The 22828-nt window shown below is 61.1% G+C and carries 25 protein-coding genes; 21 read left to right on the forward strand and 4 right to left on the reverse strand.

All coding sequences use genetic code 11. From position 1 onward, the window contains the following. Window positions 1-48: 48 nt before the first annotated feature. The gene (locus BLW62_RS18835; RefSeq protein WP_175459785.1) at window positions 49-201 is read left to right on the forward strand and encodes a hypothetical protein; all 153 of its coding nucleotides are present in this window, start codon (window positions 49-51) and stop codon (window positions 199-201) included. Window positions 202-374: 173 nt separating this feature from the next. Next, window positions 375-1283, forward strand: coding sequence for a mechanosensitive ion channel family protein (locus BLW62_RS16805; protein ID WP_090508195.1), 909 nt, complete (start codon window positions 375-377; stop codon window positions 1281-1283). 71 nt (window positions 1284-1354) lie between these two features. On the opposite strand, the gene BLW62_RS16810 is transcribed toward BLW62_RS16805, so the two are convergent. Both BLW62_RS16810 and BLW62_RS16815 read right to left on the reverse strand, forming a co-directional pair. Further along, window positions 1355-1951 carry a DsrE/DsrF/DrsH-like family protein gene (locus tag BLW62_RS16810; RefSeq protein WP_090508196.1) on the reverse strand — a complete coding sequence of 199 codons (597 nt, stop codon included), beginning with the start codon at window positions 1949-1951 and terminating at the stop codon, window positions 1355-1357. Between the two features lies 1 nt (window position 1952). Continuing rightward, window positions 1953-2198, reverse strand: a complete 246-nt coding sequence (locus tag BLW62_RS16815) for a sulfurtransferase TusA family protein (RefSeq protein WP_090508197.1) — start codon at window positions 2196-2198, stop codon at window positions 1953-1955. 244 nt (window positions 2199-2442) lie between these two features. Here BLW62_RS16815 and BLW62_RS16820 point away from each other — a divergent pair, with 244 nt between their 5' ends. From BLW62_RS16820 to BLW62_RS16870, 11 genes are all read left to right on the forward strand, one after another. Continuing rightward, window positions 2443-3636: an MBL fold metallo-hydrolase gene (locus BLW62_RS16820; protein ID WP_090508198.1), complete on the forward strand. Its 1194-nt coding sequence runs from the start codon at window positions 2443-2445 to the stop codon at window positions 3634-3636. A 20-nt stretch (window positions 3637-3656) separates the two neighbouring features. After that, window positions 3657-4214: a YeeE/YedE family protein gene (locus BLW62_RS16825; protein WP_090508199.1), complete on the forward strand. Its 558-nt coding sequence runs from the start codon at window positions 3657-3659 to the stop codon at window positions 4212-4214. A gap of 26 nt (window positions 4215-4240) precedes the next feature. Further along, the gene (locus BLW62_RS16830) at window positions 4241-4675 is read left to right on the forward strand and encodes a YeeE/YedE family protein (protein WP_090508317.1); all 435 of its coding nucleotides are present in this window, start codon (window positions 4241-4243) and stop codon (window positions 4673-4675) included. Window positions 4676-4839: 164 nt separating this feature from the next. Further along, a complete protein-coding gene (locus tag BLW62_RS16835) occupies window positions 4840-5355 on the forward strand; it encodes a DUF2267 domain-containing protein (RefSeq protein ID WP_090508318.1) in 516 nt (171 codons plus the stop codon). 218 nt (window positions 5356-5573) lie between these two features. Continuing rightward, window positions 5574-7160 carry an ABC1 kinase family protein gene (locus BLW62_RS16840; protein WP_090508200.1) on the forward strand — a complete coding sequence of 529 codons (1587 nt, stop codon included), beginning with the start codon at window positions 5574-5576 and terminating at the stop codon, window positions 7158-7160. A 181-nt stretch (window positions 7161-7341) separates the two neighbouring features. After that, entirely contained in the window at window positions 7342-9348 is a 2007-nt protein-coding gene (locus BLW62_RS16845; protein WP_090508201.1) for a heavy metal translocating P-type ATPase, read from the forward strand. Window positions 9349-9485: 137 nt separating this feature from the next. Next, entirely contained in the window at window positions 9486-10076 is a 591-nt protein-coding gene (locus tag BLW62_RS16850) for a class I SAM-dependent methyltransferase (protein ID WP_090508202.1), read from the forward strand. Between the two features lie 70 nt (window positions 10077-10146). After that, a complete protein-coding gene (locus tag BLW62_RS16855; RefSeq protein WP_090508203.1) occupies window positions 10147-11706 on the forward strand; it encodes a dihydrolipoyl dehydrogenase in 1560 nt (519 codons plus the stop codon). A gap of 127 nt (window positions 11707-11833) precedes the next feature. After that, a complete protein-coding gene (locus tag BLW62_RS16860) occupies window positions 11834-12022 on the forward strand; it encodes a hypothetical protein (protein WP_090508204.1) in 189 nt (62 codons plus the stop codon). Between the two features lie 129 nt (window positions 12023-12151). Next, window positions 12152-12619 (forward strand): PKD domain-containing protein, encoded by a 468-nt coding sequence (locus BLW62_RS16865; protein WP_245726740.1) that lies wholly within the window; start codon window positions 12152-12154, stop codon window positions 12617-12619. A gap of 98 nt (window positions 12620-12717) precedes the next feature. Beyond that, window positions 12718-13071 (forward strand): DsrE family protein, encoded by a 354-nt coding sequence (locus BLW62_RS16870; protein WP_175459786.1) that lies wholly within the window; start codon window positions 12718-12720, stop codon window positions 13069-13071. A 56-nt stretch (window positions 13072-13127) separates the two neighbouring features. Here BLW62_RS16870 and BLW62_RS16875 read toward each other — a convergent pair whose 3' ends face one another. Further along, window positions 13128-13964 carry a universal stress protein gene (locus BLW62_RS16875; protein ID WP_090508206.1) on the reverse strand — a complete coding sequence of 279 codons (837 nt, stop codon included), beginning with the start codon at window positions 13962-13964 and terminating at the stop codon, window positions 13128-13130. A 428-nt stretch (window positions 13965-14392) separates the two neighbouring features. Between BLW62_RS16875 and BLW62_RS18840 the strand changes: the two genes are divergently transcribed. From BLW62_RS18840 to BLW62_RS16900, 6 genes are all read left to right on the forward strand, one after another. Further along, complete coding sequence (locus tag BLW62_RS18840; protein WP_175459787.1) at window positions 14393-14542, forward strand: DUF7512 family protein; 150 nt, start codon at window positions 14393-14395, stop codon at window positions 14540-14542. Then, on the forward strand, window positions 14543-15574 hold the full coding sequence (locus BLW62_RS16880; RefSeq protein WP_090508207.1) for a sulfite exporter TauE/SafE family protein: 1032 nt from the start codon (window positions 14543-14545) through the stop codon (window positions 15572-15574). It begins immediately after the preceding gene. A 73-nt stretch (window positions 15575-15647) separates the two neighbouring features. Further along, window positions 15648-17501 carry a cation:proton antiporter gene (locus BLW62_RS16885; RefSeq protein WP_090508208.1) on the forward strand — a complete coding sequence of 618 codons (1854 nt, stop codon included), beginning with the start codon at window positions 15648-15650 and terminating at the stop codon, window positions 17499-17501. 509 nt (window positions 17502-18010) lie between these two features. Beyond that, complete coding sequence (locus BLW62_RS16890) at window positions 18011-18601, forward strand: vitamin K epoxide reductase family protein (RefSeq protein WP_175459788.1); 591 nt, start codon at window positions 18011-18013, stop codon at window positions 18599-18601. A 168-nt stretch (window positions 18602-18769) separates the two neighbouring features. Next, window positions 18770-19171: a helix-turn-helix domain-containing protein gene (locus BLW62_RS16895; protein WP_090508210.1), complete on the forward strand. Its 402-nt coding sequence runs from the start codon at window positions 18770-18772 to the stop codon at window positions 19169-19171. Between the two features lie 125 nt (window positions 19172-19296). Then, window positions 19297-19512, forward strand: coding sequence for a hypothetical protein (locus BLW62_RS16900; protein ID WP_090508211.1), 216 nt, complete (start codon window positions 19297-19299; stop codon window positions 19510-19512). Window positions 19513-19551: 39 nt separating this feature from the next. Here the strand turns inward: BLW62_RS16900 and BLW62_RS16905 are convergent, their stop codons facing one another. Further along, window positions 19552-21177: a potassium channel family protein gene (locus BLW62_RS16905; RefSeq protein WP_090508212.1), complete on the reverse strand. Its 1626-nt coding sequence runs from the start codon at window positions 21175-21177 to the stop codon at window positions 19552-19554. A 231-nt stretch (window positions 21178-21408) separates the two neighbouring features. On the opposite strand from BLW62_RS16905, the gene trxA reads away from it, so the two are divergent. Then, a complete protein-coding gene (gene trxA / locus BLW62_RS16910; RefSeq protein WP_090508213.1) occupies window positions 21409-21768 on the forward strand; it encodes a thioredoxin in 360 nt (119 codons plus the stop codon). Beyond that, window positions 21768-22805, forward strand: coding sequence for an NAD(P)/FAD-dependent oxidoreductase (locus tag BLW62_RS16915; RefSeq protein WP_175459789.1), 1038 nt, complete (start codon window positions 21768-21770; stop codon window positions 22803-22805). Before trxA ends, BLW62_RS16915 begins: the two co-directional genes overlap by 1 nt. Window positions 22806-22828: the final 23 nt, after the last annotated feature.

Genomic DNA, 22828 nt, shown 5'->3' on the forward strand with positions numbered 1-22828 from the left:
AACATCGTTATAGTCCTACGAAGGGGCCATACTGTGGAGGGACAGACTATGAGCAGTGACTTGCCTAACCCAGAAGACGTAGAGGTAGACGACCTACGGAACCTAATCGAAAACCTTCCCGAAGAGAAAAGGCAGGAGTTATTCTCACAACTCGATATTGGCAACATAGACGATCTTGGTGGAGGAGATATTGGACTCTAACGTAGCCAATGACGTGTTCGATACGACATCTGATTTTGGAATAGCACACTCATCATCTGGAGATACTATTCATATTTATCTATCGAGTGATGTGATTGTTCACATTTGTCTAAATAACGATTTCAAAATGACAAATCGGCACTTTGATTGGGGAGTCATTATAAAAGGCGTCTATGATAGACCTTCTGATACTCCAGTCTGGAGTTCCAACAAGTGGTAGCGAGTTCGTAGATCAGTACGGACCGGCCCTCATCAGTGCAGCAACAACCGTACTGTTGTTCGTTCTGATGTTTGCTATAACGTATTATCTCGGCAAAAAGGTACTCGTCAGAGCAACAGAACAATCGCTCCAATCACGTGGGCTGAAAACGGGGCTTGTCAGCCTTGCAGTCAGTGTTGTCAGTACGCTGGTCTTAGTTGCAGCGATCGCAGTAGCGGCCACCGTCGCCGGCTTCGGTGCCATTTTGACTGCCTTTGCGACACTCGCTGGTGCGTTAGCACTCGGACTCAGTTTCGCTGCACAGGATTTAATCAGCAACTTTGTTTCTGGTGTCTTCATTATCAAAGACGAACCATTCAAAGTAGGCGACTGGATCGAGTGGGACGGAAACGAGGGAATCGTCAAAAAGATCAACCTCCGTGTGACACAGGTTGAGACGTTCGATAACGAACTCGTGACGGTTCCAAACAACCAACTCGCTACGTCCGTCGTTACGAATCCCGTTGCCAACGAGACGCTTCGTGTCTCCTGTGACTTCGGAATTAGCTACGATGACGATATCACAACCGCACGTGGAGCGGTCATCGATACGGCTTCGAGTATCGAGGGTGTTCTTGCTGATCCCGAACCTGCAGCCCCAGTCACAGAATTGGGTGATTCAGCTGTTGTGCTTACTGGTCGTGTGTGGATCGAGCCTCGCAAACACAGCGCTGCCGCAATCGAAGCTGCGTTTCGTGAAGCAGTAAAGCAGCGCTTCGATGCTGAAGGAATTGATATGCCGTACGCTCATACGACTCTCACTGGTGGTATCGAACTCGAGACGAATCAAGAAGCCAGCGTGGTCAGTTCCTCCACAGAGTAGCTTTCACCTGATACTGTATTGGGGTTCGTCTCTGCGTACGAACGCTCTCACGGACGAACGCGGACGGGCCATTAGACCAGCAGCTGAATATCGGATTCGGCCATATGCTGTAACGCGGTGGCCGCACCGACGCCCGTCGTGACGCCGTCGTAGAAGTCCTCCTCGTCGTAGTCCATCAGTTCGATCGTCATCTGGCACGCCTGAAGGTCGACGCCGCTCTCGAGTGAGAGGTCGATGAGTTCCTCGATGGTGGCCGTGCCGTTCTCGTCGATCTTTTTTTCCATCATTCGCGTGGCCATGCGGTCCATGCCGGGAATCGCGGCGAGCGCGTTCGGAACCGGCATGTTCGGGTTGCCGACGGCACTCAGTTTGAGGTTCTTCGATTTCTCCTCGTGGAGAATGTCGAGTCCCCAGAACGTGTGGAAGACGATGACCTCCCAGCCGAACGCGGCGGCCGTGCTCCCGAGGATCAACGGCGGGTACGCCATATCGAAACTTCCCTGCGTGGCGACGATGACCATCTTCTTCTGTCCGTCACCGTCGTCTCTGTCGGCCATCGACGCCTCGAGTTCGTCGACTCGTTCGCGAAGTTCCGCTAACTCGGCGGGGTCGAGCTCTGCGCCGGTCTCGGTCTCGTCGGTCGTCGTCACCGGTTCGTCCGTACTCATGTTACGGTGCCTTCTCGACGTAGTGGATGTAGAGGTCTCCGTCCTCGACCTGCTCGAGGAGTTCGACTCCGTCGGTGCCGTCGGCCCAGCCCTGAATGTCGCTCATGCTGCCCGAATCGGTTGACAGTACCTCGAGAACAGCGCCGCCCTCGAGATCGTCGATCGCTTGTTTGGTTTTGACGATGGGCATTGGGCACGACTGTCCTTTCACGTCGAGCGTCTCCGTGGTCTCGTATTCTGAACTCATGGGTTGTTTCTCTGCTCTGTATTGGAGCTACTACACAATATTGCGGCCGACCATAAAAGGATGTCGCTATTGCACAGTGAACAATCATCTGTGTCCGGTTGGATATCCCCTGGCTTGCCAAATTGCGCTTCTTATGGCTCTGATTGTACACTATACCGATTTGCGATCCCAAGGGTATTGTGCAATAGGTGGGATACCTTGCAAACTCTTAAGTGCTCGCGGACGGTACTCTGTCGTGAACAACATGGACGATATGGACTTTCCAGTGGCGGATGTCGACGTCGAATCGGTGACGGCATCCGAGCTCAAAGGGCGCATCGACGCGGGTGAGGACGTAACGCTTCTCGACGCTCGAATGGAGTCGGACTACGAGGAGTGGCGCATCGACGGCGAGACAGTTTCGTCGATTAACGTCCCATACTTCCACTTTTTGGACGAAGAGGTCGACGACGAGATTCTTGCACGAGTTCCGGACGACCGTGAAATCACGGTCCTCTGTGCGAAAGGCGGCGCCAGCGAATTCGTCGCCGGTTCGCTCAAAGAAGCAGGCTACGACGTCAACCACCTCGAGGAGGGGATGAACGGCTGGGCGCGCATCTACGAGGCCGTCGAGGTCGAACGCTACGACGGCGCGGGGACGCTCTATCAGTACCAGCGTCCCTCCTCGGGTTGTCTCGGCTACTTCGTCCACGACGGCGACGAAGCGGCCGTCATCGACCCGCTGCGCGCGTTTACCGACCGCTATCTCGAGGACGCCGACGACCTCGACGTCGACCTGAAATACGCGATCGACACGCACATCCACGCGGATCACATCTCGGGTGTTCGAAACCTCGCCGAGGAGGGCGTCGAGGGCGTCATTCCCGCGGCCGCAGCCGACCGCGGCGTCACCTACGCCGACGACGTGACGGTGACCAACGACGGCGACGAGTTCCAGGTCGGCGACGCCACCATCGAGACGGTTTACACGCCCGGTCACACGTCCGGGATGACCTCGTATCTGATCGACGACTCGCTGCTCGCGACCGGCGACGGCCTGTTCGTCGAGAGCGTCGCCCGCCCCGACCTCGAAGAGGGTGACGAGGGCGCCGAAGACGCCGCCAAACAGCTCTACGAGTCCCTGCAGGAGCGCGTGCTTTCGCTGCCCGACGAAACGCTCGTCGGCGGCGCTCACTTCAGCGACGCGGCCGCTCCCGCCGAAGACGGCACGTACACGGCGCAGATCGGTCAGCTCGAGGATGACATGGCCGCTCTGACGATGGACGAAGACGAGTTCGTCGAGTTGATCCTCTCGGACATGCCGCCCCGTCCGGCCAACTACGAAGAGATCATCGCGACGAACCTCGGCCAGCAAGAGACCGGCGACGAGGAAGCGTTCGAACTCGAACTCGGCCCGAACAACTGCGCCGCCAGCCAGGAGTCGCTGGCCGGTGACTAACACCACCTTCCACCAGTCGAATGGTAACTGAACTCTTCGCACCCGCGCTGTACGAGACGCTGTTCCCCGTCGGGATCAGTCGCTACGCTGTCGGGGGAGTGCTCGTCGGCCTCGGTGCCGTCGTCATCTACCTCGGCACGGGCATTACGGCCGGCGCGAGCACGTTCCTCGAGTCGACGCTGTCGTACGTCTCGGACCAATCGCGCTTCCAGCGTTATCGCGCCTCGCGTGACTGGCGGATCGTCTTTACGCTCGGTATCATCGCGGGCGCGTTCGTCTACGCGCTGACGTTCCAGTCCGGAGTGGTCTCGAGTGGGCTCTACGAGTCCGGCACGACCGGCCAGTTGCACGAAGTCGGCGGGATCACCGTCTGGCTGACCGACGTGCAGCCGTGGCGGCTGTTCCTCGGGGGAATCCTCGTCGGAATCGGCACCCGAATCGGAAAGGGCTGTACGTCGGGCCACGGCGTCTGTGGCGTCGGCTCGGCCTCGAAGACGTCGATCGTCGGCGTGATGACGTTCCTGATCGTGGCGATTGGGACGGCACAGATCGTGATGGCACTGGGGGTGAGTCCATAACCATGGCGGACCGACACCCGCTGTTCATGCCGTTGATCTTCGTCGGCGGCCTGATCTTCGGCTTTGGCCTCGGTTTCAGTCACATGGCCCGCCCCGAGGTCGTCCTGAACTTCCTGCAGTTCGAGGACTTCGGACTGCTGTTCGTCATGGGTGGCGCGGCGGTCATCACCGGCATCGCCTTCGCGCTGGTGCCGCGGTTGTTCGACCGCGCGCCCCTGACGGGCGACACCTACGGCCGACGACTGAAGTCGTTCGACCGCAACGTCCTAATCGGCGGCGCGATTTTCGGCGTCGGCTGGGGGCTGTCGGGCATCTGTCCCGGCGCGGCCTACGCCAGCCTCGGCGTCGGTAACGTCACGATCCTCTGGGCGCTGGCCGGCATGTTCGTCGGCGCGTACCTTCAGGGGTACTGGCGCAGTCAGCGCGCTGCGTCCGAGACGACTCCTGCGGGCGCAGATTGATTCGTTCTCGACCGTCGACTGGATCGACGCACCCGCCGGACGACCGACCGCCGCGACCCCTCGCGTCGTCGTCTTCCGCTGAACCCGTCGTCACTCGAGACGGTTTCTGTCGGCAACCAGTGCCCTGTAGCTTGACGGCCGTGCTCGACGACGACGCTAGTACGATGAACTTCGACGAGTTCACCGGCGAAATACAGCACCGACTCGAACTACCGGATACCGGGCGAACCGTCCGCGCGATCCGTGCGACGCTCATGACGCTCGGCGAGCGGATTCCCGACGGCGCGGCCCGGGACCTCGCGGCGTCGTTGCCGATCGAGATCAAGTGGTACATGACCGGTGCAGTGGTCGAACACGGGCAGCGATTCGACTGGCAGGAGTTCCTCTCGAGGGTGAGCGACCGCGAGGGCGATCGAACCGACAAATCGGAAGCCGCCTATCACTCGCGGATTATCGTGGACTTCGTCGCGTCGCAGGTGCCGCCGTCAGATTTCGACCAGCTGCGAAATCAACTCCCCGAGAGCGGCGATGACGAGAACTGGGGGAAACTGTTCGAAGTGGTCGACAGCGGCGGCTGGGGCGACGCACAGGAGGCACAGACCGGCGGCGGACCACAGCCGGCGGCCGGGCCGCGGACGGACTCCGAATCGACTGGTGTGGACGGCGAAACCGAGGAGTGACGGCCGGGTCCCCGTTGTCGGCTGTCGGCTGTCGGCTGTCGGCTGTCGGCTGTCGGCTGTCGGCTGTCGGCCGTCGTTCGTCGCCTCTGTTCCCACCGGCTCTCCGTTTCGCCCCACGATTCCCGAGACGTTCCTGTTCACCGACGTATTTGTAGGCTCCGTTCGAATACCTCTCACATGGATCGTCCACCGATCGAGTACGCGGCCCGGCGGACGCGATGAAGGGCTACTACCTGCGGTATTTCCAGGTCCTCGTTCGATTCTTCCCGGTCGCGCTCGCGTTGCTCAGAGATCGACGTCGGTTCCTGCTGTTCGGGTCCACTCGAGTAGTCTCGACGGCGACCCACCGAAATCGCGCCGAACGAATCACCGAAACGATGCTCGACCTCGGCCCCGCGTTCATCAAAGTCGGGCAGGTACTCTCGACGCGGCCGGATATCGTCCCCCCGACGTACGTCGAGCAGTTCGCGACGCTTCAGGATCAGGTGCCAGAAAACACCGGTGGCGACCCGATGTCCGTCCTCGAGGCGGAACTGGGCGACGAACTCGACCTCGAGACGGTCGAACCGGTTGCTGGCGGCTCGCTCGCGTTCGTCTACACCGCGGCATACGAGGGCAGTGACGAGCGAATCGCACTCAAGGTTCGCCGGCCGAGACTCGCCGCACAGATCGAACGCGACTTGCGCGTCATCAGGGGGCTCGTCCCGCTGCTCGCGACGTTCGCCGACGAGCGCCAGCGCTACTCACTCGAGAACGTCGCGGACGACTTCGAGGCGATCATCCTCGAGGAACTCGATTTCGAACGCGAGGCGGAGATCATGGACGCGATCGGATCGAACTTCGCGGAGGACGATCGAATCGTCGTCCCGGCGACGTACGACGAACTGTGTTCCGAGCGGGTGATCGCGATGGAGTACGTCGAGGGCCGAAAGATTACGGACGACGCGGCCGTCGAACGCGCCGAGACCGACCGGACGGAACTGGCGACGCTGATCGCTCGGACGTACCTGAAGATGGGACTCGTCGACGGCGTGTTCCACGCGGATCCCCACCCCGGAAACCTCGCCGTAACGGACGAGGGGCGGGTCGTGATCTACGATTACGGGATGAGCCAGCGGCTCACCCAACAGGAACAAGACGATCTGACGAATCTGTACCGCTCGCTGGTCCGTCGGGACGTCGACGCGCTGTTGAACACGCTCATCGCCCTCGAGCTCCTCGACCCGACCGTCGACCGAGTCGCCGTCCGGCAGGTCCTCGAGCTCGTGATCGAGAACCTCGAGGGCCGTTCGGACATTACCTGGCGGCTGATCATCACAGAATTGCTCTCGATGCTCCACGACTTTCCGTTTCGGATTCCGCCAAACGTGATGTTGCTCATCCGGGTCGGCACCGTCGGCGAAGGGCTCTGTCGCAGTCTCGATCCGGAGTTCGACTTTATCGGTGTCACGCGGTCGTTTCTGGTCGACCACGGATTCCTCGAGAGCGAGTTCCGGACGTTGCTCGAGGACGTCGGAGACGACCTTCGCGAATCGGGTCCCGTCATTGCCCGCGCGCCGGCACGCTTCGACGCGGTCTTCGGCCAACTCGAGCGCGGTGAACTCGTGGTCAAAACTCAGCCTTTAGACGACTCGCCCGATGGCGATCCAGCGTCCGGGTACGCCGTCGTTTCCGGCGCGCTCGTCGTGGCGACGGCCGTGTTGACGTTTCACGACCAGCCGTACGAACTCGTGGCGCTCCTCGGTGCACTCGGGTGTTTCCTCCAGTACGTTCGCATCCGTCGTGCTCACGCCTCGAGCCGATAAGCGGGAAAACGGTGTTTGCACCGCTCGAATCATCGCTCGAGGTGCGGGACCGTGGTACCTGCCGCGGTGAGTAGCCTCCCTTCGCGTGAGGCGGAGGGGATTCGGGTTACGATAGCGGTGAATTCCGGCTCCGTGGCATTCGACACAAACGCTTAGCCGATACAGATCACACATCCCGGTAATGAACGAAGCAGTGCGTTCCGTGTCGGCCACCGCCGAACGGCAGGGGCCGACGGAACGACTCGTCGTTCGACGGCAGGGGATATTCGTCGCGCTCACGTTCGTCGGGATGGTGGGCGGCCTTCTTGGCAGTTGGTTCGACGCCCCACCGTGGTTCGTCTGGGGCTGTTACGCGGGTGCCTACGTGTTCGGCGGCTGGTACGGACTCAAAGAATCCATCGCAGCACTTCGAGAGCCAGCGGTCGAGATCGACCTCTTGATGATTATCGCGGCCCTCGGTGCACTCTACATCGGCGCGCCGTTCGAAGGGGCGATGTTACTGTTTCTCTTCTCGCTGTCGGGGGTCCTCGAGGAGTACGCGATCGGTCGCTCGCGAACGGCGATCAAGTCGCTCATCGAAATGCGCCCGGAGTCGGCACGGATACTCCGCGACGGCGTCGAAGAGACGATCCAACTCGAGGACGTCGAAATCGGTGACGTGTTCGTCGTTCGTCCGGGTGACCGACTGCCCCTCGACGGCGTCGTCGAGAGCGGCCAGAGCACGGTCGATCAGTCGTCGCTCACCGGCGAGTCGGTTCCCGTGGCGAAAGAACCGGGTGACGAGGTGTTCAGCGGTACGATAAACGAGACGGGCAGCCTCGAGGTGCGGGTGACCCGTCACGCGCAGGAATCGGCTATCTCCCGGCTCATTCACATGGTCGAACGGGCACAGAGCAAGAAGGCCCCTACCCAGCAACTCATCGATCGATTCGAACAGCCCTACGTGCTGGGCGTCTTCGCGATGACTGCGGTCGCCATCGCGCTCCCGATCGTCCTCCTGAATCACGCCTTCGAGCCGACGTTCTACCGAGCCATGACGCTCATGGTCGCCGCCTCGCCCTGTGCGGTGATCATCTCGACGCCGGCGGCGGTCCTCTCGGCCATCTCCGCCGGCGGCCGACAGGGCGTCCTGTTCAAGGGCGGCGAACATATCGAAACGGCGGGCACCGTCGACGCCATCGCGTTCGACAAGACGGGGACGCTGACGGAGGGCAACACCCGTCTGACCGACGTGAACGCCCGCGACCGCCTCTCGACCGACGGTGGACTCGTCGCCGACGAACTGCTCGAGGACGGCTCGCTCACCGACGATCGACTGCTGACGGTCGCGGCCGCCGTCCAGTCGCGTTCCGAACACCACCTCGCGGAGGCCACCGTCGAGGCCGCTGCGGAGTGTGACCTCGAGACTCCTGTCGCGACCGAGTTCGAAGCCGTCGTCGGGAAAGGCGTTCACGCGACGGTTCAGGGGCGGACGATCCACATCGGGAACCCCCGCTACGTCGAGACCGTACTGGACGATCGACCAATCGACGGCCTCGCGGACGGACTCGAGGCCGTTCGGGATCTCGAGTCGGCGGGCAAGACGAGCGTGCTCGTCGTCAGCGAAACCGACGAGCGCCGCTGCGTCCTCGGGTGGCTCGCGTTCACCGACACGATACGCCCCGACGCGGCCGAGATGATCGACAACCTTCGCGAACGAGGTATCGACCAGATCGTCATGCTCACGGGTGACAACGAACGAGTCGCCCGATACATCGCCGACGAACTCGGCATCGACGAGGTGTACGCCGAGTTGCTCCCCGAGGAGAAGGTTACGCACATCGAACGCATGCAAGAACGCCACGAGGCCGTTGCGATGGTCGGCGACGGGGTGAACGACGCCCCCGCACTCGCGACGGCTGACATCAGCGTCGGCATGGGGGGTGCCGGAACTGACGTGGCACTCGAGACGGCCGATATCGTCCTCATGTCCGACAAACTCGATCGGCTCCCGTACGCTTTCGCGCTCAGCCGAGAGACCAGTCGCACCCTCTACATCAACTTCGCGATCGCCTTCGGCGCGATCGCGATCATGGTCGTCGCGATTCTCACGGCAGGAATCCCCCTCCCGGTCGCGGTAGTCGGTCACGAGGGATCGACCGTCCTTGTCAGCCTGATTGGCCTTCGACTGCTGCGCTTCGACGACTGAGATCGATTTGTGGCCCGATTTCCGGCCACCTCTCCTGAGACGAATTTCTCGCACCGAACGCCACGATTCGCACAACGGGAGGCAACGACCGAACTCGAAAGCGCACACTCTTGTGCTTTCCGCCCAAAAGTGTACTCATGGGATTTCACACGTTCCCCGTCGAGCGCGCCGACAAACTCGAGGACCCGTCTCGCTACCGCTTTTGTTCGCGCGAGGAACTGATCGAGATGCTCGGCCTCGAGGCCGGGACCAACGCCGACGCCGACGCTGACGCTGACGCTGACCTTGTCGTCGCCGATTTGGGATCGGGAACGGGTTTTTACTCGCGAGACGTCGCTCCGTTCGTCGACACGCTCTACGGCGTCGACATTCAAGCGGAGATGCACGAGCGCCACCGCGAGGAGGGCGTCCCAGAAACCGTCGAATTAGTCACGGCGGGCATCGACTCGCTGCCCTTCGACGACGGCGAACTGGATGGGGCCTTCTCGACGATGACTCACCACGAGTACGCCACGGCCGAGACGATGGCCGAACTCGCTCGCGTAATCCGCACGGACGGCCGACTCGTCACCGTCGATTGGTCCGCGACGGGAACGGGCGACGAGGGCCCCTCGATGGACGAACGCTTCGGCCCGGACGAGGTCTCGAGGCAACTCGAGGACGCAGGCTTCAGCGTCGAGCGCGTTCACGACCGCCCGGAGACGTTCGCCATCGTCGCCGAACGGTAATCCGATCGAGATCGTCGCTTCTCGTTGCCAGCGGTGAAAGGGTAATAGAGTACGGTGGTGTCGAGAGCGTATGGACGCTGGAGTTTCGGAGTTCGACCTTCTCGTCATTGGCTCTGGATCGGGGCTCGACGTCGCGAGCGCCGCCGCTCGCCGCGGCCAGTCGGTCGCGGTCGTCGAGCGGGGGCCGCTGGGAGGCACCTGCCTCAACCGCGGGTGTATCCCCTCGAAGAAGCTGCTGTACCACGCGGAGGTGTTGCAGACTCTCGAACGCGCCGACGAGTTTGGAATCGACGCCGACATCGCCGGTGTCGACTTCGCCGGTATCGTTCGCGAGGTCACCACTGACGTTTCCGAGAGCGCCGACTCGATCCACCACGGGTTGCAGACCTCGAGCCAGCACACGCTGCTCGAGGGCGAGGGGCGATTCGTCGACGACAGGACGATCGAAATCGTCGACGGTCCCGACACGGGCAAGCGCGCTCGAGCGGAGACTGTCCTCATCGCGGCCGGAACGCGGCCGGCGATTCCGTCGATCGACGGCCTCGAGGCCGTCGACTACCTCACGAGCACGGAGGCGTTACAACTCGAGGAGCCACCCGACGAACTCGTGATCGTCGGCGGGGGGTACATCGCCGCCGAACTCGCGCACTTCTTTGGCACCTTCGGGAGCGACGTTTCGATCGTCGGGCGACGCCGGACCCTCCTCCCGGAGGCGGACGAGGAGGTCGGTGCGGCGTTCACCGACCGCTACGCCGACCGGTTCGATGTCCACGCGGGGTACGAAGCCGTCGGCGTCTCGGAGTCCGACGGCACCCTCTCGATCGAGGCCCGCCCGTATCCACCCGCGTGGGACGAACCGGACGAGGCCGAGCGCGACCCCGTGACCGTCACTGGCGACACGCTACTGGTTGCGGCAGGCAGACGGCCAAACACCGATCTGTTGAACCTCGAGGCGACGGGTGTCGAAACTGACGAACGCGGCTTCGTCGAGACCGACGCGTCCCTTCGCACCACGGCCGAGGGTATCTGGGCACTCGGGGATATCGTCGGCGAGTACCTGCTCAAACACAACGCGAACCACGAGGCCCAGACTGTTGTCCGGAACCTGTTCGGTGACGACCTCGAGCGAGTCGACTACACGGCAATTCCCTTCGCCGTCTTCGGATCGCCCGAGGTAGCCGGCGTCGGCGCTCGAGAGCAAGATCTACGGGACGACGGCCGAGAGTACGCGTCGCGTACGTATCGCTACGAGGACACCGCTCGTGGAAGCGCGATGAAGGCGGAGGGATTCGTGAAAGTGATCATCGAACCGCACGGGGAGATTCTGGGCTGTCACATCCTCGGACCCGAGGCGTCGAACCTCCTCGAGGAGGTCGTCGTCGCGATGACCGCGGGGACGGGGACCGTCTGGGACATCCGCGAGTCGGTTCACATCCATCCCGCGCTCTCGGAGGTCGTCGACCGCGCGTTTGCCGGGCAGTTCGTCCGTCGCGGAGGCGGTTCTCACGAACACGACCACACTCACGACGGCGAACGTCACCACGAGCACGACGACGATCAAAGCCACAGCCACGATGGATACGACCACACTCACGACGGACACGACCACGACACTCGTTCTCGCGAGTGAACGACGCTCGGTTAGTGTGGGACGGGTTCGCCGGTCCTTCGTGCATAAACGGGCCTCCAGTCGAAATTCCGAAAATTCAGCGATTCGCCGTCGTACCTATTTAGCGTCATTCGTGCTACGACCCGGTATGAATCCGAAAGTCCACCGTCGGTGTTACGTGTTGTTCGGTCTCTCGCTCCTAGTCTTGACCGTCGGAATCGGGTACTGCGTCATCGTTGGGACGTGTCTGGCGGACTTTCTGGTCGTGATCGCTGGCCTCGCTCTCGGCTGGGTGGCGCTGTTTTACTGCCTTGGGTCGGCCGCTCTCGGTGAGTAACTGACGCCGAGATGGGTTTCTCCCTTTCCGTACATTACACGAATATCGGATAGTCAGTTGCGTTCTGAACGGCCATTTATTTTTGAGGCCGGTGTTCTGTCACCAATGGTCAAACGATCATCGCGTCGAATGGTAGTACGAACCGCTGGTGCGCTCGGTCTGACGGCGCTTGCGGGGTGTGGGGGACCGGGAGAGGAAACGGAGAACGGAGACGACCCCGAAAACGGAAACGACGACGAAAACGGTGCAGACAACGGCGACTGGGAAGACGTCGAGGAGTTTTACTTCGAAGGACGTGTCGAGGCGTGGACCGGCGTCGAACCCGACATCATCGACGGCGAAGATAACCCGACTATCACGCTGATCGAAGACAACGAGTACGACTTTACGTGGATCAACGAGGACGGCGTCACGCACAACCTCGAGATCCGGGACGAAAACGACGACATCGTCGAAGACTATCAGAGCGACGACGGCGAAGAAGAGGGTGAGGAAACGACGCTCGAGGGCGTCGTCGCCTCCGAGGAGATGGCCGTCTACATCTGTACGTATCACGAATCGACACAGGTCGGAGATATCGAGATTGAATCGGACTGAACCAGCGATTCGACGTCTCATTTTCGAGCGTTCTGTCGCCCATTCCGCGCTCTCGACGCACCGAGTATTTTATTGTATTGTGGATATAAAACACTACTATGGAGTCAACCGCTTCGGATTCATCGGTCGACAGCATTGGAATCGTTCTCGAGACGGCGGACCCCGAACGAGCGTGGAACGCACTTCGACTCGGGATTACGGCGCTCGAGGACGGCCACGACGTTTCGGCGTTCCTGCTCGGGGAGGGTGTCGAAGCCGAGGAGATCACCGACGAGCAATTCGACGTTCGCGACCGAATGGAAGCGTTCGTCGATGCCGGAGGCGACCTACAGGCGTGTGGAACGTGTCTGGAAATTCGCAATAGCGAGGAGAGCGAGTACTGTCCGATGTCGACGATGACGGATCTCCTCGAGGTCGTCACGTCGGCAGATCGCGTCCTGACGATCGGGTAATCGAGGGACCCAACTCCACACGTTCGTTGGCCTCGAACGCTCGAACGCTCGGGACGTTACGCCGGGGGAACGAGCATCACATTTCCGTTCGCACGAGCGACGAGATCCTCCGAAACGCTGCCGAGTAAGAGCCTGCGAAGTCGGCTGTGTCCTCGTGAGCCGACGAGGATCGTCGTCGGATCGACGGCGTCTTCGACGGCGAGAATTTCGTCGGCCGGATCGCCCTGTCGAACCTCGATTCGCGTCTCGATATCCCATTCCTCGAGTTTCGCTGCGAGTTCGGATAGCCGGGCGTCGGAGTCGTTGTCCGCCGTCGGCTCCGGGTCCTTCGGCGTCTCGACGTGAACGAGCGTCGCTTCCTGTGTCGCGTGACGCAGGTACGAGAACGTCTCGAACGCGTCTCGGGCGTTTTCGGAGAAATCGGTCGCGTAAAGCATTCGCTGGAAGAGGTGCTGTCTAACGACGGACGGCTCGTCGGCCTCGCGCTCGATTCGATTGACGATCAGGGGCGTCTCCGTCGTCCGCGCGAGATTTCGGGCCGTTGACCCGATGACCCGGTTCTCGAGTGGACTCTTTCCTCGCGAGCCGACGACTGTGAGGCTGGCACCGATCGTCTCGGCGATGCCCCGGATCCGTCTGTGTGGCGTTCCGCGAACGACGTGTACCTCGACGTCGAAGCCGGCGGCTTCGATGACGCGCTCGTACTTCCGGATCGACTTCCGACGTCGCTTTTCGAAGTCGATGCCCGGCATTCCGGCGTGGACGTTCGACGGAACGACCGTCACCAGATGGATCTCCTCGATCCCGATTCGGCTGAGACACTTGAGGCAGGTCTCGTTCTCGATTGTCGCCTCGCTGGCGGCCGAGAGGTCAGTGGCGAGTACCGCTTTCATACCGTCCGTAGGGATTCGCGGTATAATATTGTTTGGGGAACCCAATATCGGTTAGTCTCTAACTCCTGCGGAATGATTGAAGGTAATAATACTTGGTCCGCCGCGTTCGTTCGAATGCCCGTCCAATGCCTGCGTACAGCCCTATTCGGTGGGTGTTCGTTCTCGATACATGTACGCCCGTATTTTTGCCACCGGTTGCTGACGGATTTATCCCGCGCGCACCACGTCGAACGAGCACGAATCGTACCGACGTTCGCAGCGCTATATCTCCATAACGTACGCAGATATTCTCGTTGGATAGCAGTGGCATATCCTGCAGTAATATTGTATGGCAGTCCCAAAAGCGTTATACGGTCACTCCGGGTAGTAAGAACCGAGTAGCATTCCATGATCCGCACACTATCGAACGCGAACGGAGGGCGAGACGCGTGATCGAAGCCGGCGCGCTCTCAGCACCCGTACAGGCAACGCTCCTCGTGGGAATCATCCTCGTTCAGGCGGTCGCCCTCTACGCCGGCTACGGGGCCCTCGAGCGAGTTGCAACGCCACTGATCGACACGATCACCAACGCACGATAGATGGAGTTCCTGGGACTCAGTTTAGCGCTGATAGTGTTGTTCGTGAGCTTCGGCTTCATGGTCGGGGTTCTCTTCGGCTTCTTCGGGATGGGCGGGTCCTTCCTGATCACGCCGACGCTGTTGATCCTCGATTACCCCGCTTCGGTCGCGATCGGCAGCGGATTGGCGTTTTACTTTGGCACCTCCGTGATCGCCGTGTTGAAACACTACGACGTCGGTCAGGTGGACTACAAACTCGGTGCGATCTTGTTCGTCGTCCTCTCGATCGGGATCGAACTCGGGAGTCGACTCGTCTTCGGGTTAGAGGCGATCGGAATTGCCAACGTCGTCACGGGAATTGCCTACGTCGTCCTGCTGGCGGGAATCGGCGCGCTGTTTCTGCGCCGCGCCGCCAAACTCGACGACGGTGACGACGATGACAACGAGAACGACGCAAGCGACGACGAGATCCCGGCAATCGGCCAGCAAATCCAGTCGTACAACGTGCCACCGATGATCTCTCTCACCTCCGGGGGTCGGGCCTCCGTGTGGACGATCACGGGCGCCGGCGGCAGCGTCGGCCTCGTCTCCGGGCTCATCGGCGTCGGTGGCGGCTTCATCCGTATGCCGGCGATCTACTACCTGATCGGGACGCCACTGACGGCCGCCGTCGGGACCAGCCTGTTCGCCGGGCTGTTCTCTGGTGCCTTCGGGACGTTCACGTACGGAATGTCGGGCGGCGTCGACCTGACGGTCGTCTCGCTGTTGCTGGTCGGCAGCGCCCTCGGTGCCCGAATCGGCTCGGCGGCGACGACGATTGTCGACGAGGACGATGTGATCGTTTACTTCGGACTCATGATGGTCCTCGCCAGCGTCGGAATCGCGCTCAGCGAACTCGCGAACTGGCTCGGGACGGACGCCCTCGACCTTGTGAGCGTCCTCTTGCTCGTCGGCTCGTCGTTCGTCGTCGCATCGATGATCCTCTACAAGGTCGTTCAGTCGACCGGATCGAACGACTCGAGCGCGCAGGCGAATCCCGACGGAGGTGACTAATGTCGTCGACGAACCGTACGTCCGGAGCCGAGACGGACGTTCGATCGGTCGGTTCGTTCGCGCGTAACCGACCGTGAATCTCGTCGCGCTCGTCGCGCTCGTCCTGTCTCTCGGCGTCGCGTCTCGCGTTCTCGCGGACCGGCTGCGGATTCCGAGCGTTCTCTTCTTGATCTTCGCGGGTATCGCGATCGGCCCCGAGGTGTTCGGACTCGTCTCCCAGGAGACGTTCGGTGACGGCCTCTCTGCGATGGTCGGTGTTAGCGTCGCGATCATCCTCTTCGAGGGCGGTTACCACCTCCGCCTCGAGAAACTCCGCGAGAGTCCGACGGCACTCGCACGCCTCATCACCGTCGGCGCGGCGATCACCTGGCTCGGGACGGCCGCTGCCGTCGTCACGTTCCTCGATACCGGTCTCGAGGTCGGTCTCCTCGTCGGCGCGCTGTTGATCGCGACCGGGCCGACGGTCGTCGGTCCGATCCTGCAGGTCGTCACCGTCCGGGATCACGTTGCGGCCGTCCTCGAGGGCGAAGGTGTGATCAACGACGTAACTGCGGCGATTCTCGTAGTCGTGGTCTTCGAGGTCCTCGTCGCCGGTGACGGGAGTCCGAGCCACCTCGTAGTCGAGTTCGCTGGACGGCTGTTCGTCGGGTTAGCGTTCGGCGCACTCGTCGCCGGCGGCGTTTGGTTGGTCCTCACTCGAGGGAAGTTCAGGCCGAGCACCGCCGCCCTACACGCGCGCTTGATCGTGCTCGCCGGCGTCGTCGTCGCCTACGCCGGTTCCGAGGTGCTCGCAAGCGAGACGGGGATCGCCGCCGCTGCAATGGCAGGGTTCGCCCTCGGCAACGTCGAGTTGCCCTACCACGAGGAGGTGATCGACTTCCTCGACGATCTCTCGGTCGTCGTGCTCTCGTTCGTCTTCGTGGCACTGGCGGCACTGATCGATTTCGCGGACATCCGTGCGCTCGGCCTGGCCGGTCTCGCCATCGTCGTCGCGATCGCGCTGGTGCTCCGGCCGGCCGTGATCTACCTATCGACGACGAACGACCGATTCACGCACAACGAACGGCTCTTTCTCAGCGCTGTCGGCCCGCGCGGGATCATCCCCGCTAGCGTCGCCACGCTGTTCGCCGTCGAGTTACAGGCACTCGGCCGGCCCCAGGAGGCCCAACTGCTCGGAGGGACCGTCTTCTTGATCATCTTCGCGACGGTCGTCCTCCAGGCTGGCCTCGCACCACAGATCGCGAACACACTCGAGGTTTCACCGATGCGCACCATCATCGTCGGCGGGGGCCGAGTCGGCCTCTCGCTCGCAGAACGACTCGAACAGGACGGAGAGAACGTACTACTGATCGACGAGGATCCCACCGCAGTCGAGACGGCTCGCGAACGCGGACTCCGGGCGCTCGAGGGTGACGGCACCGATTCCGATGTGCTCGAGCAGGCAGGCGCACACGACGCCGAGGCGGTTATCGCGACCACGCCCGACGACGACGTCAACTTGCTCGTCTGCCAGCTCGCGAAGACCACATTCGACGTCGAACGAGTCGCCTCGCGGGTCAACCAGCCGGACGCAGTCGACGCATTCGAATCGCTCGGCGTTCGCGCGATCGACCTCTCGATGGCGACTGCGTGGTCGCTCGAGAACGTCCTCGAGCGCCCGTCCCTGTCGAAGTGGATGAACGAACTCGGACGAACCGGCGACGTCCAAGAAATCGAGGTTACGGCGGCGGATCTCGTCGGGAAGTCGATCGCGACGGTCAACGCCGAAATTCCGGACGGCTGTATCGTCGGACTGCTCACGCACGAAGACGGGTCGACGGAGGTGCCAACGGGCGACCACCAACTCCGTGAGGGTGACCGAGTTACGTTTATCGGCCAGACCGATGCGGTCGATCGTGCCGTCAAGCGATTCCACCCTCACGATTGAGGAGGTTCGACGGCCTGTCTCGTCACGACTGAGGAGGTTCGACGGCTCGTTGTGGATCGACCACTGTTGTACAATACCCACAACTTCGATCGCAGTCGGTCGACCAGCACGCTCCAGGAATTGACCTCCGAGGTAACTGTGGGTGCTCCCACGTGTACTGACTGACGCCCCCATCGTGCTCGTAAGCGACGTGAAACACCGCTCGAGTCCGCACTTCCGGACGTCCGTCGCCTCCCTCGAGTACGTCGCGACGGCTATCGGCGGACCTCCCGTGTTCGCCGACTGTTCAGCAAGCGCCTTTGCACTCGAAGCACAAAGTCACAAATTCACAAAAACGATTCTTTCGCATTCGCGTCGGTGGAGGCGGACGAAAGTGACTCTCTGAACCTCTCTAAACTGGTTTTGAAGTCGTCGTGGTTCTCACGAATCTCCTCCTCGGAATTATATTGCACAATATTGTGGGAACTATGCAAAGCATTAAGTCGGTATGGTCCCAACGCCAAACTACGATGACCGAACACGTCTCCAAGACGAACGCAGCACAGCCGTCCGCTCCGCGTGAGTACGTGAATAAGCTCCTGGGAGCGTTCCTCGCTATCGCGGTGGTTGGCTGGGGAGCCAGCATCTTCCTCACTGCGGTGCACTTCTGGGCACTTCCGCTCCCGTCTGAGATCACGCCCGAGGGAAGCATGGCCGTCATCACGAGCACGTGGGCCTACATCGGCCCCGTTCCACTGGCGTTGCTCGGTGCCGGCTACTACGCGACGATGATCGTCCTCGGCGGCCTCTGGCTCGAGACGAAACACGAACTGCTCGAGCGCGGAATCTTCCTGATCACGGTCGGTGGACTCGCCGCGTCGGCGTACTTCGTCTACCTCCAACTCGGCGTGATCGGGGAAATCTGTCCGTTCTGTATGGTCTCCGCGGCCGCGACGACGAGCCTGTTCGCGATCGAAGTGATTGTGAAGTACGCAGGCGGCGGGAGTATCGCGCCAGCCGTCTCGAGTACGCGTATCTGGCCGCCGCTGGTGGTCGCCACGATCGCCGTGACAGTCGCTGCAATGTACGGAATCACGCTCGCACCGATTCCGGGCGTCTAAGCGGCCTCCTTCGTTTCGAAGGGGGGATGCGTTTCTCACGCTCGAATTCGCCTCCCTTCACTCGTGATTTTCAGTCAAAGCCCGTCACAAACGCGATGAGACGCCGGCGCATCGAAATTGCGCAATATTCACATAACCCTTATGCCCTCTCGTCCCCTGACCATCTACATGGCGAATTCGATGGCAGAACAACTCCAGCAAGATATGGAGTGCGAAGGACTGCTGGAGTGTATTCACGGCCTCAAACAACTCGATAAAGATTGCTTTCGCGCGATGGTCGAAAGCGAAGAGCCGTTGACGATCGACGAGGTCGCAGAACGCGTCGACCGCGAGCGCTCGACGGCCTATCGCTCGATCCAGCGACTGCTCCAGAGCGGTTTCATCCAGAAAGAGCAGATCAACTACGACCAGGGCGGGTACTACCACGTCTACCACCCAACCGACCCGTCACAGATCGCAGACGACATGCAGCGAATGTTGAACGACTGGTACGCGAAGATGGGTCAGCTTATCCACGAGTTCGAAGACAAGTACGAACAGACCGAAGCCGACGTTCCCGCACAGGGCTAACGTCCACTTTTCACGCTGTACTTGCGCTCTCACTGATCGCCGATATGGGCACACTGGGGGTCGCGACCTGTTCTCGACATTGACCGTCCGAAATCACTATCTGATTCGGGCTGTGTTGGTACTGTATGAGTTCGGACGCGGCGTCACGCCGGTCGTTGCTCGGTCTCGCCGGCGTTGCGAGTCTCTGCTGTCTCGCACCAGGTGCAGCGGCCGTCTCCGGCGGCGTCGCTGCCGGTGGTCTCGGTGCTGGCCTCGGACAGATCGCTGTGACCGTCCTCACGCTCGGCGTCATCGGTTCCGTCCTCAGGTGGCGACGCAACTGCTCGAGGTGTGAGGCGTAGGTGAACGAAACCAGACCCGCTTGTTCGACCTGATCGCGGTCACTTTGTGACAAATCGCTTGAAATTTTCAATTGCCTTCTCACTCCCTCCAGCGATGAGGATGTCGTTGTCGCTGACAACGAAACCTGCACTCAGATCGGTTTTCAACTCATCATCTCTCTCGACAGCGATCACTGTACACCCGGTTTGTCTGCGAAGATCGACATCGCTGAGACTTTCTCCGACGAGAGACGGTGCTTTCGAGCGAATGAACTCGAAATTCACCTGTGGGGTGACGATTTCGACTTTGTCGATCAGGTACGATGCGAGTATCTCGCCAGTAATCGTCGGAAGTGATAAGACGTAGTCTGCACCAGCGTTGTACAATTTCCAGACAGTGTCTGGATCGTCTGCGCGAGCGATAATTTCGATATCGGGGGCCAACTCCCGGATGACTAGCGTCGAGTAAATTGTCGTCGTATCATCGTCCAAGGAAAGCACGATGGTCTCTGCGTTCTCGATGTCCACCTTCTCGTACGTTTCGGGGTCGGTAGCATCTCCGACCACGTCGACCGCATCCCGATTTTCACGGTCGATTATACTCGCTGAAATACCTGATTCCTCGAGCGTCTCAGCGACGGACCAGCCGACAGTGCCGTACCCGCAGATAATGACGTGAGAGGGGTGGTGATGCGTCGGAATTGATCGGGCAGTTAGACTATCGAAATCGCTGTGTTCGCCGGCGACGAGAAGAATTGTATTCTCTTCGAGAACCGTGTCCGGGTCCGGCGAGATAACGAACTTCCCGCCGAGCCATACCCCGATGATCGTGAGGTCGGTTTGGCCAAAAATATGCGCCTCTCTGATCGTTTGCCCCGCCAGATCGCTCTCCTCTTCGACTAACAGCTCTGTGATCTCGTAGTCATTTTCGACGTGAATGACGTTCCGAAGTTTCTCTGCAAAGGAGGTTGTCGCTCGTCTACCGAAGGCGTCTCCGAGTTGTTGACGAGCCAGGACGACCTCATCCGCGCCTGAATACTCGTGATACGATGCCGTCTTGTAGTCTCGGACGACGCTGATAATTCCCAGATCCGGATTGATCCGAAGCGCCGAGAGGATAACTGTCGGATTGGCTTCGTCGTTGACGTCCGCGACGAGGGAACGGGCGTCGGTTGCATTGGCGGCACGGAGGGTTTCGATCTGTTCTGGGTCTCCGTGAATCGCATCGATACCACTCTCTGCGAGTTCCGTAACGAGGTCTGGATCCTGTTCGATGAAGACGCATGGTATCCCGACTTCGTCGAGTTCTTTTCTCAGCACATCGTCTCGTGCCGAATGTCCACAGATAATGACGTGGTCGGTCAAGTCACTCGTCGTCGGTGGCTCGGTTTTGAGCCCTTGTCGGAGAAGTGGGATAGCGAACAAAGGGAGGCCTAAGAATACGAGCAAAACACCCGTGACATTCATCCCGATAACCAGGAAGTTCAATACAGTGCTTTCCCACGGTGCATGGCCGCCGAATCCAGCGGTGGTAAGCGATTCGATAACGACCTGAATCGACTTGTATATCGGAATCTCCTGCCCCTCGAACGTCAGCATTGCCCACTGGTAAATGACAGAATAGGTGAGTATGATGGCGGCGACAGCTGTAAGCGCCAACCCAATACGCCGTCTCCAATCTTCCATACGAACTCCACTCTCGAACGCTTCAATAGAACTTCTGAATAAGTATGGCTGACCGGCTGCTGTAAATTAGTTGCCTGAGCAAATTACTGACAACTGTATTGCCCATGTAGGAACGCATCCCTCCACTACATCCACCTAAGTCGCTCGGCAGACAGTGGGTCTCTACGATTGGAGGTGTATTGTACAGAATGCACAAAACCTTTAAACACTGTCGGCACATACGTCATCGTGATGGCAACTGAGACCCAAAACGACTCATCCGATCCGTCGGCCGACGAACCACTCCACATCGAGAGCGAAGCCCACCTCGAGGACGTCGTGGACGATCACGATGTCGTCCTCGTGGACTTCTTCGCGACGTGGTGTGGCCCGTGCCAGATGCTCGAGCCCGTTCTCGAGAAACTGGCGGCAGAGACCGACGCCGCGATCGCGAAGGTCGACGTCGACGAACACCAGCAACTCGCGGGTGCCTACGGCGTTCGCGGCGTGCCGACGCTCGCGCTCTTCGCGGACGGCGAGCAGGTCGAACAGCAAACCGGCGCGCTGCCGGAGGATCACCTTCGCGACCTGATCGAGCGCCACACCGAATAATGGAGGCGACCAACACCGAGGCCGTCCGCGACGTCGTCATCGTCGGCTCCGGTGTCGCCGGCCTCTCGGCAGCCGTCTACGCCGCCCGGGCGGACCTCGAGCCGCTCGTGCTCGAGGGTCCGGAGCCCGGCGGTCAGCTCACGCTGACGACGGAGGTCGAGAACTACCTCGGCTTCCCCGACGGCGTTGGCGGAATGGAACTCGTCCAGCGAGGGAAAGAGCAAGCCGAGCGCTTCGGCGCGACGTTTCGCCACGGCGTTGTCGAACGCGCCTCGCTCGAGGAGTCGCCGTTCGCCCTCGAGTTGTCTTCGGGTGACGTCCTCGAGACTCGCGCGCTCGTCGTCGCGTCCGGCGCGAGCGCCCGCTGGGTCGGCGCGACGAACGAAGACGAGATGATGGGCTACGGGCTCTCGACGTGTGCGACCTGTGACGGCGCGTTCCACCGCGGCGACGACGTGCTCGTCATCGGCGGGGGCGACAGCGCGATGGAAGAGGCGCTGTTTCTCGCGAAATTCGCCGACAGCGTCACGGTCGTCCACCGCCGCGACGAGCTCCGGGCCTCGGATATCATGGCTCGTCGCGCACGCGAGAACGAGTCGATCGAGTTCCGCTGGAACGCGGAACTCAGCGAAATACACGGCTCGCAGGAAACGGGCGTCACCGGTGCGACGCTCGTCACCCATCCGGCGGGTCATCCGAGAGCGCGACTCGAGGACGGGAAGTCCGTCGAAACCGAACGCGTCGACGTCGGCGGCATCTTCTACGGCGTCGGCCACGTCCCGAACACGGCGTTCCTGGCGGAAACGCCGGTCGAGCGCGACGAGACGGGCTACCTGCGGACGGAGCCCGGAACGGCGACGGAAACCGCCGTCCCCGGTGTCTTCGGCGCGGGCGACGTGATGGATCCCGACTACCGGCAGGCGATCACGGCCGCCGGAACCGGAAGCATGGCCGCGCTCGACGCCGAATCGTGGCTCGAGGAGCGAGCGCTCGAAGACGAACCGACTCCCGCTGCGGCACTCGAAGCGAGCCAGTAACCGACGGTCGGCTCAGTGCCCAG

Source organism: Natronorubrum sediminis (assembly GCF_900108095.1).
Taxonomy (GTDB): domain Archaea; phylum Halobacteriota; class Halobacteria; order Halobacteriales; family Natrialbaceae; genus Natronorubrum; species Natronorubrum sediminis.

What these genes read in the sequence shown, in the direction of transcription:
- BLW62_RS16900 (WP_090508211.1), top strand. Translation starts at nt 19,297, where the DNA reads ATGAGTTCGGACGCGGCGTCACGCCGGTCGTTGCTCGGTCTCGCCGGC.
- trxA (WP_090508213.1), top strand. Translation starts at nt 21,409, where the DNA reads ATGGCAACTGAGACCCAAAACGACTCATCCGATCCGTCGGCCGACGAA.
- BLW62_RS16835 (WP_090508318.1), top strand. Translation starts at nt 4,840, where the DNA reads ATGAACTTCGACGAGTTCACCGGCGAAATACAGCACCGACTCGAACTA.
- BLW62_RS16850 (WP_090508202.1), top strand. Translation starts at nt 9,486, where the DNA reads ATGGGATTTCACACGTTCCCCGTCGAGCGCGCCGACAAACTCGAGGAC.
- BLW62_RS16860 (WP_090508204.1), top strand. Translation starts at nt 11,834, where the DNA reads ATGAATCCGAAAGTCCACCGTCGGTGTTACGTGTTGTTCGGTCTCTCG.
- BLW62_RS16845 (WP_090508201.1), top strand. Translation starts at nt 7,342, where the DNA reads ATGAACGAAGCAGTGCGTTCCGTGTCGGCCACCGCCGAACGGCAGGGG.
- BLW62_RS16890 (WP_175459788.1), top strand. Translation starts at nt 18,011, where the DNA reads ATGACCGAACACGTCTCCAAGACGAACGCAGCACAGCCGTCCGCTCCG.
- BLW62_RS16820 (WP_090508198.1), top strand. Translation starts at nt 2,443, where the DNA reads ATGGACGATATGGACTTTCCAGTGGCGGATGTCGACGTCGAATCGGTG.
- BLW62_RS16825 (WP_090508199.1), top strand. Translation starts at nt 3,657, where the DNA reads ATGGTAACTGAACTCTTCGCACCCGCGCTGTACGAGACGCTGTTCCCC.
- BLW62_RS18835 (WP_175459785.1), top strand. Translation starts at nt 49, where the DNA reads ATGAGCAGTGACTTGCCTAACCCAGAAGACGTAGAGGTAGACGACCTA.
- BLW62_RS16895 (WP_090508210.1), top strand. Translation starts at nt 18,770, where the DNA reads ATGGCGAATTCGATGGCAGAACAACTCCAGCAAGATATGGAGTGCGAA.
- BLW62_RS16905 (WP_090508212.1), bottom strand. Translation starts at nt 21,177, where the DNA reads ATGGAAGATTGGAGACGGCGTATTGGGTTGGCGCTTACAGCTGTCGCC.
- BLW62_RS16805 (WP_090508195.1), top strand. Translation starts at nt 375, where the DNA reads ATGATAGACCTTCTGATACTCCAGTCTGGAGTTCCAACAAGTGGTAGC.
- BLW62_RS16855 (WP_090508203.1), top strand. Translation starts at nt 10,147, where the DNA reads ATGGACGCTGGAGTTTCGGAGTTCGACCTTCTCGTCATTGGCTCTGGA.
- BLW62_RS16875 (WP_090508206.1), bottom strand. Translation starts at nt 13,964, where the DNA reads ATGAAAGCGGTACTCGCCACTGACCTCTCGGCCGCCAGCGAGGCGACA.
- BLW62_RS16870 (WP_175459786.1), top strand. Translation starts at nt 12,718, where the DNA reads ATGGAGTCAACCGCTTCGGATTCATCGGTCGACAGCATTGGAATCGTT.
- BLW62_RS16915 (WP_175459789.1), top strand. Translation starts at nt 21,768, where the DNA reads ATGGAGGCGACCAACACCGAGGCCGTCCGCGACGTCGTCATCGTCGGC.
- BLW62_RS16865 (WP_245726740.1), top strand. Translation starts at nt 12,152, where the DNA reads ATGGTAGTACGAACCGCTGGTGCGCTCGGTCTGACGGCGCTTGCGGGG.
- BLW62_RS16840 (WP_090508200.1), top strand. Translation starts at nt 5,574, where the DNA reads ATGAAGGGCTACTACCTGCGGTATTTCCAGGTCCTCGTTCGATTCTTC.
- BLW62_RS16810 (WP_090508196.1), bottom strand. Translation starts at nt 1,951, where the DNA reads ATGAGTACGGACGAACCGGTGACGACGACCGACGAGACCGAGACCGGC.
- BLW62_RS16830 (WP_090508317.1), top strand. Translation starts at nt 4,241, where the DNA reads ATGCCGTTGATCTTCGTCGGCGGCCTGATCTTCGGCTTTGGCCTCGGT.
- BLW62_RS16815 (WP_090508197.1), bottom strand. Translation starts at nt 2,198, where the DNA reads ATGAGTTCAGAATACGAGACCACGGAGACGCTCGACGTGAAAGGACAG.
- BLW62_RS16880 (WP_090508207.1), top strand. Translation starts at nt 14,543, where the DNA reads ATGGAGTTCCTGGGACTCAGTTTAGCGCTGATAGTGTTGTTCGTGAGC.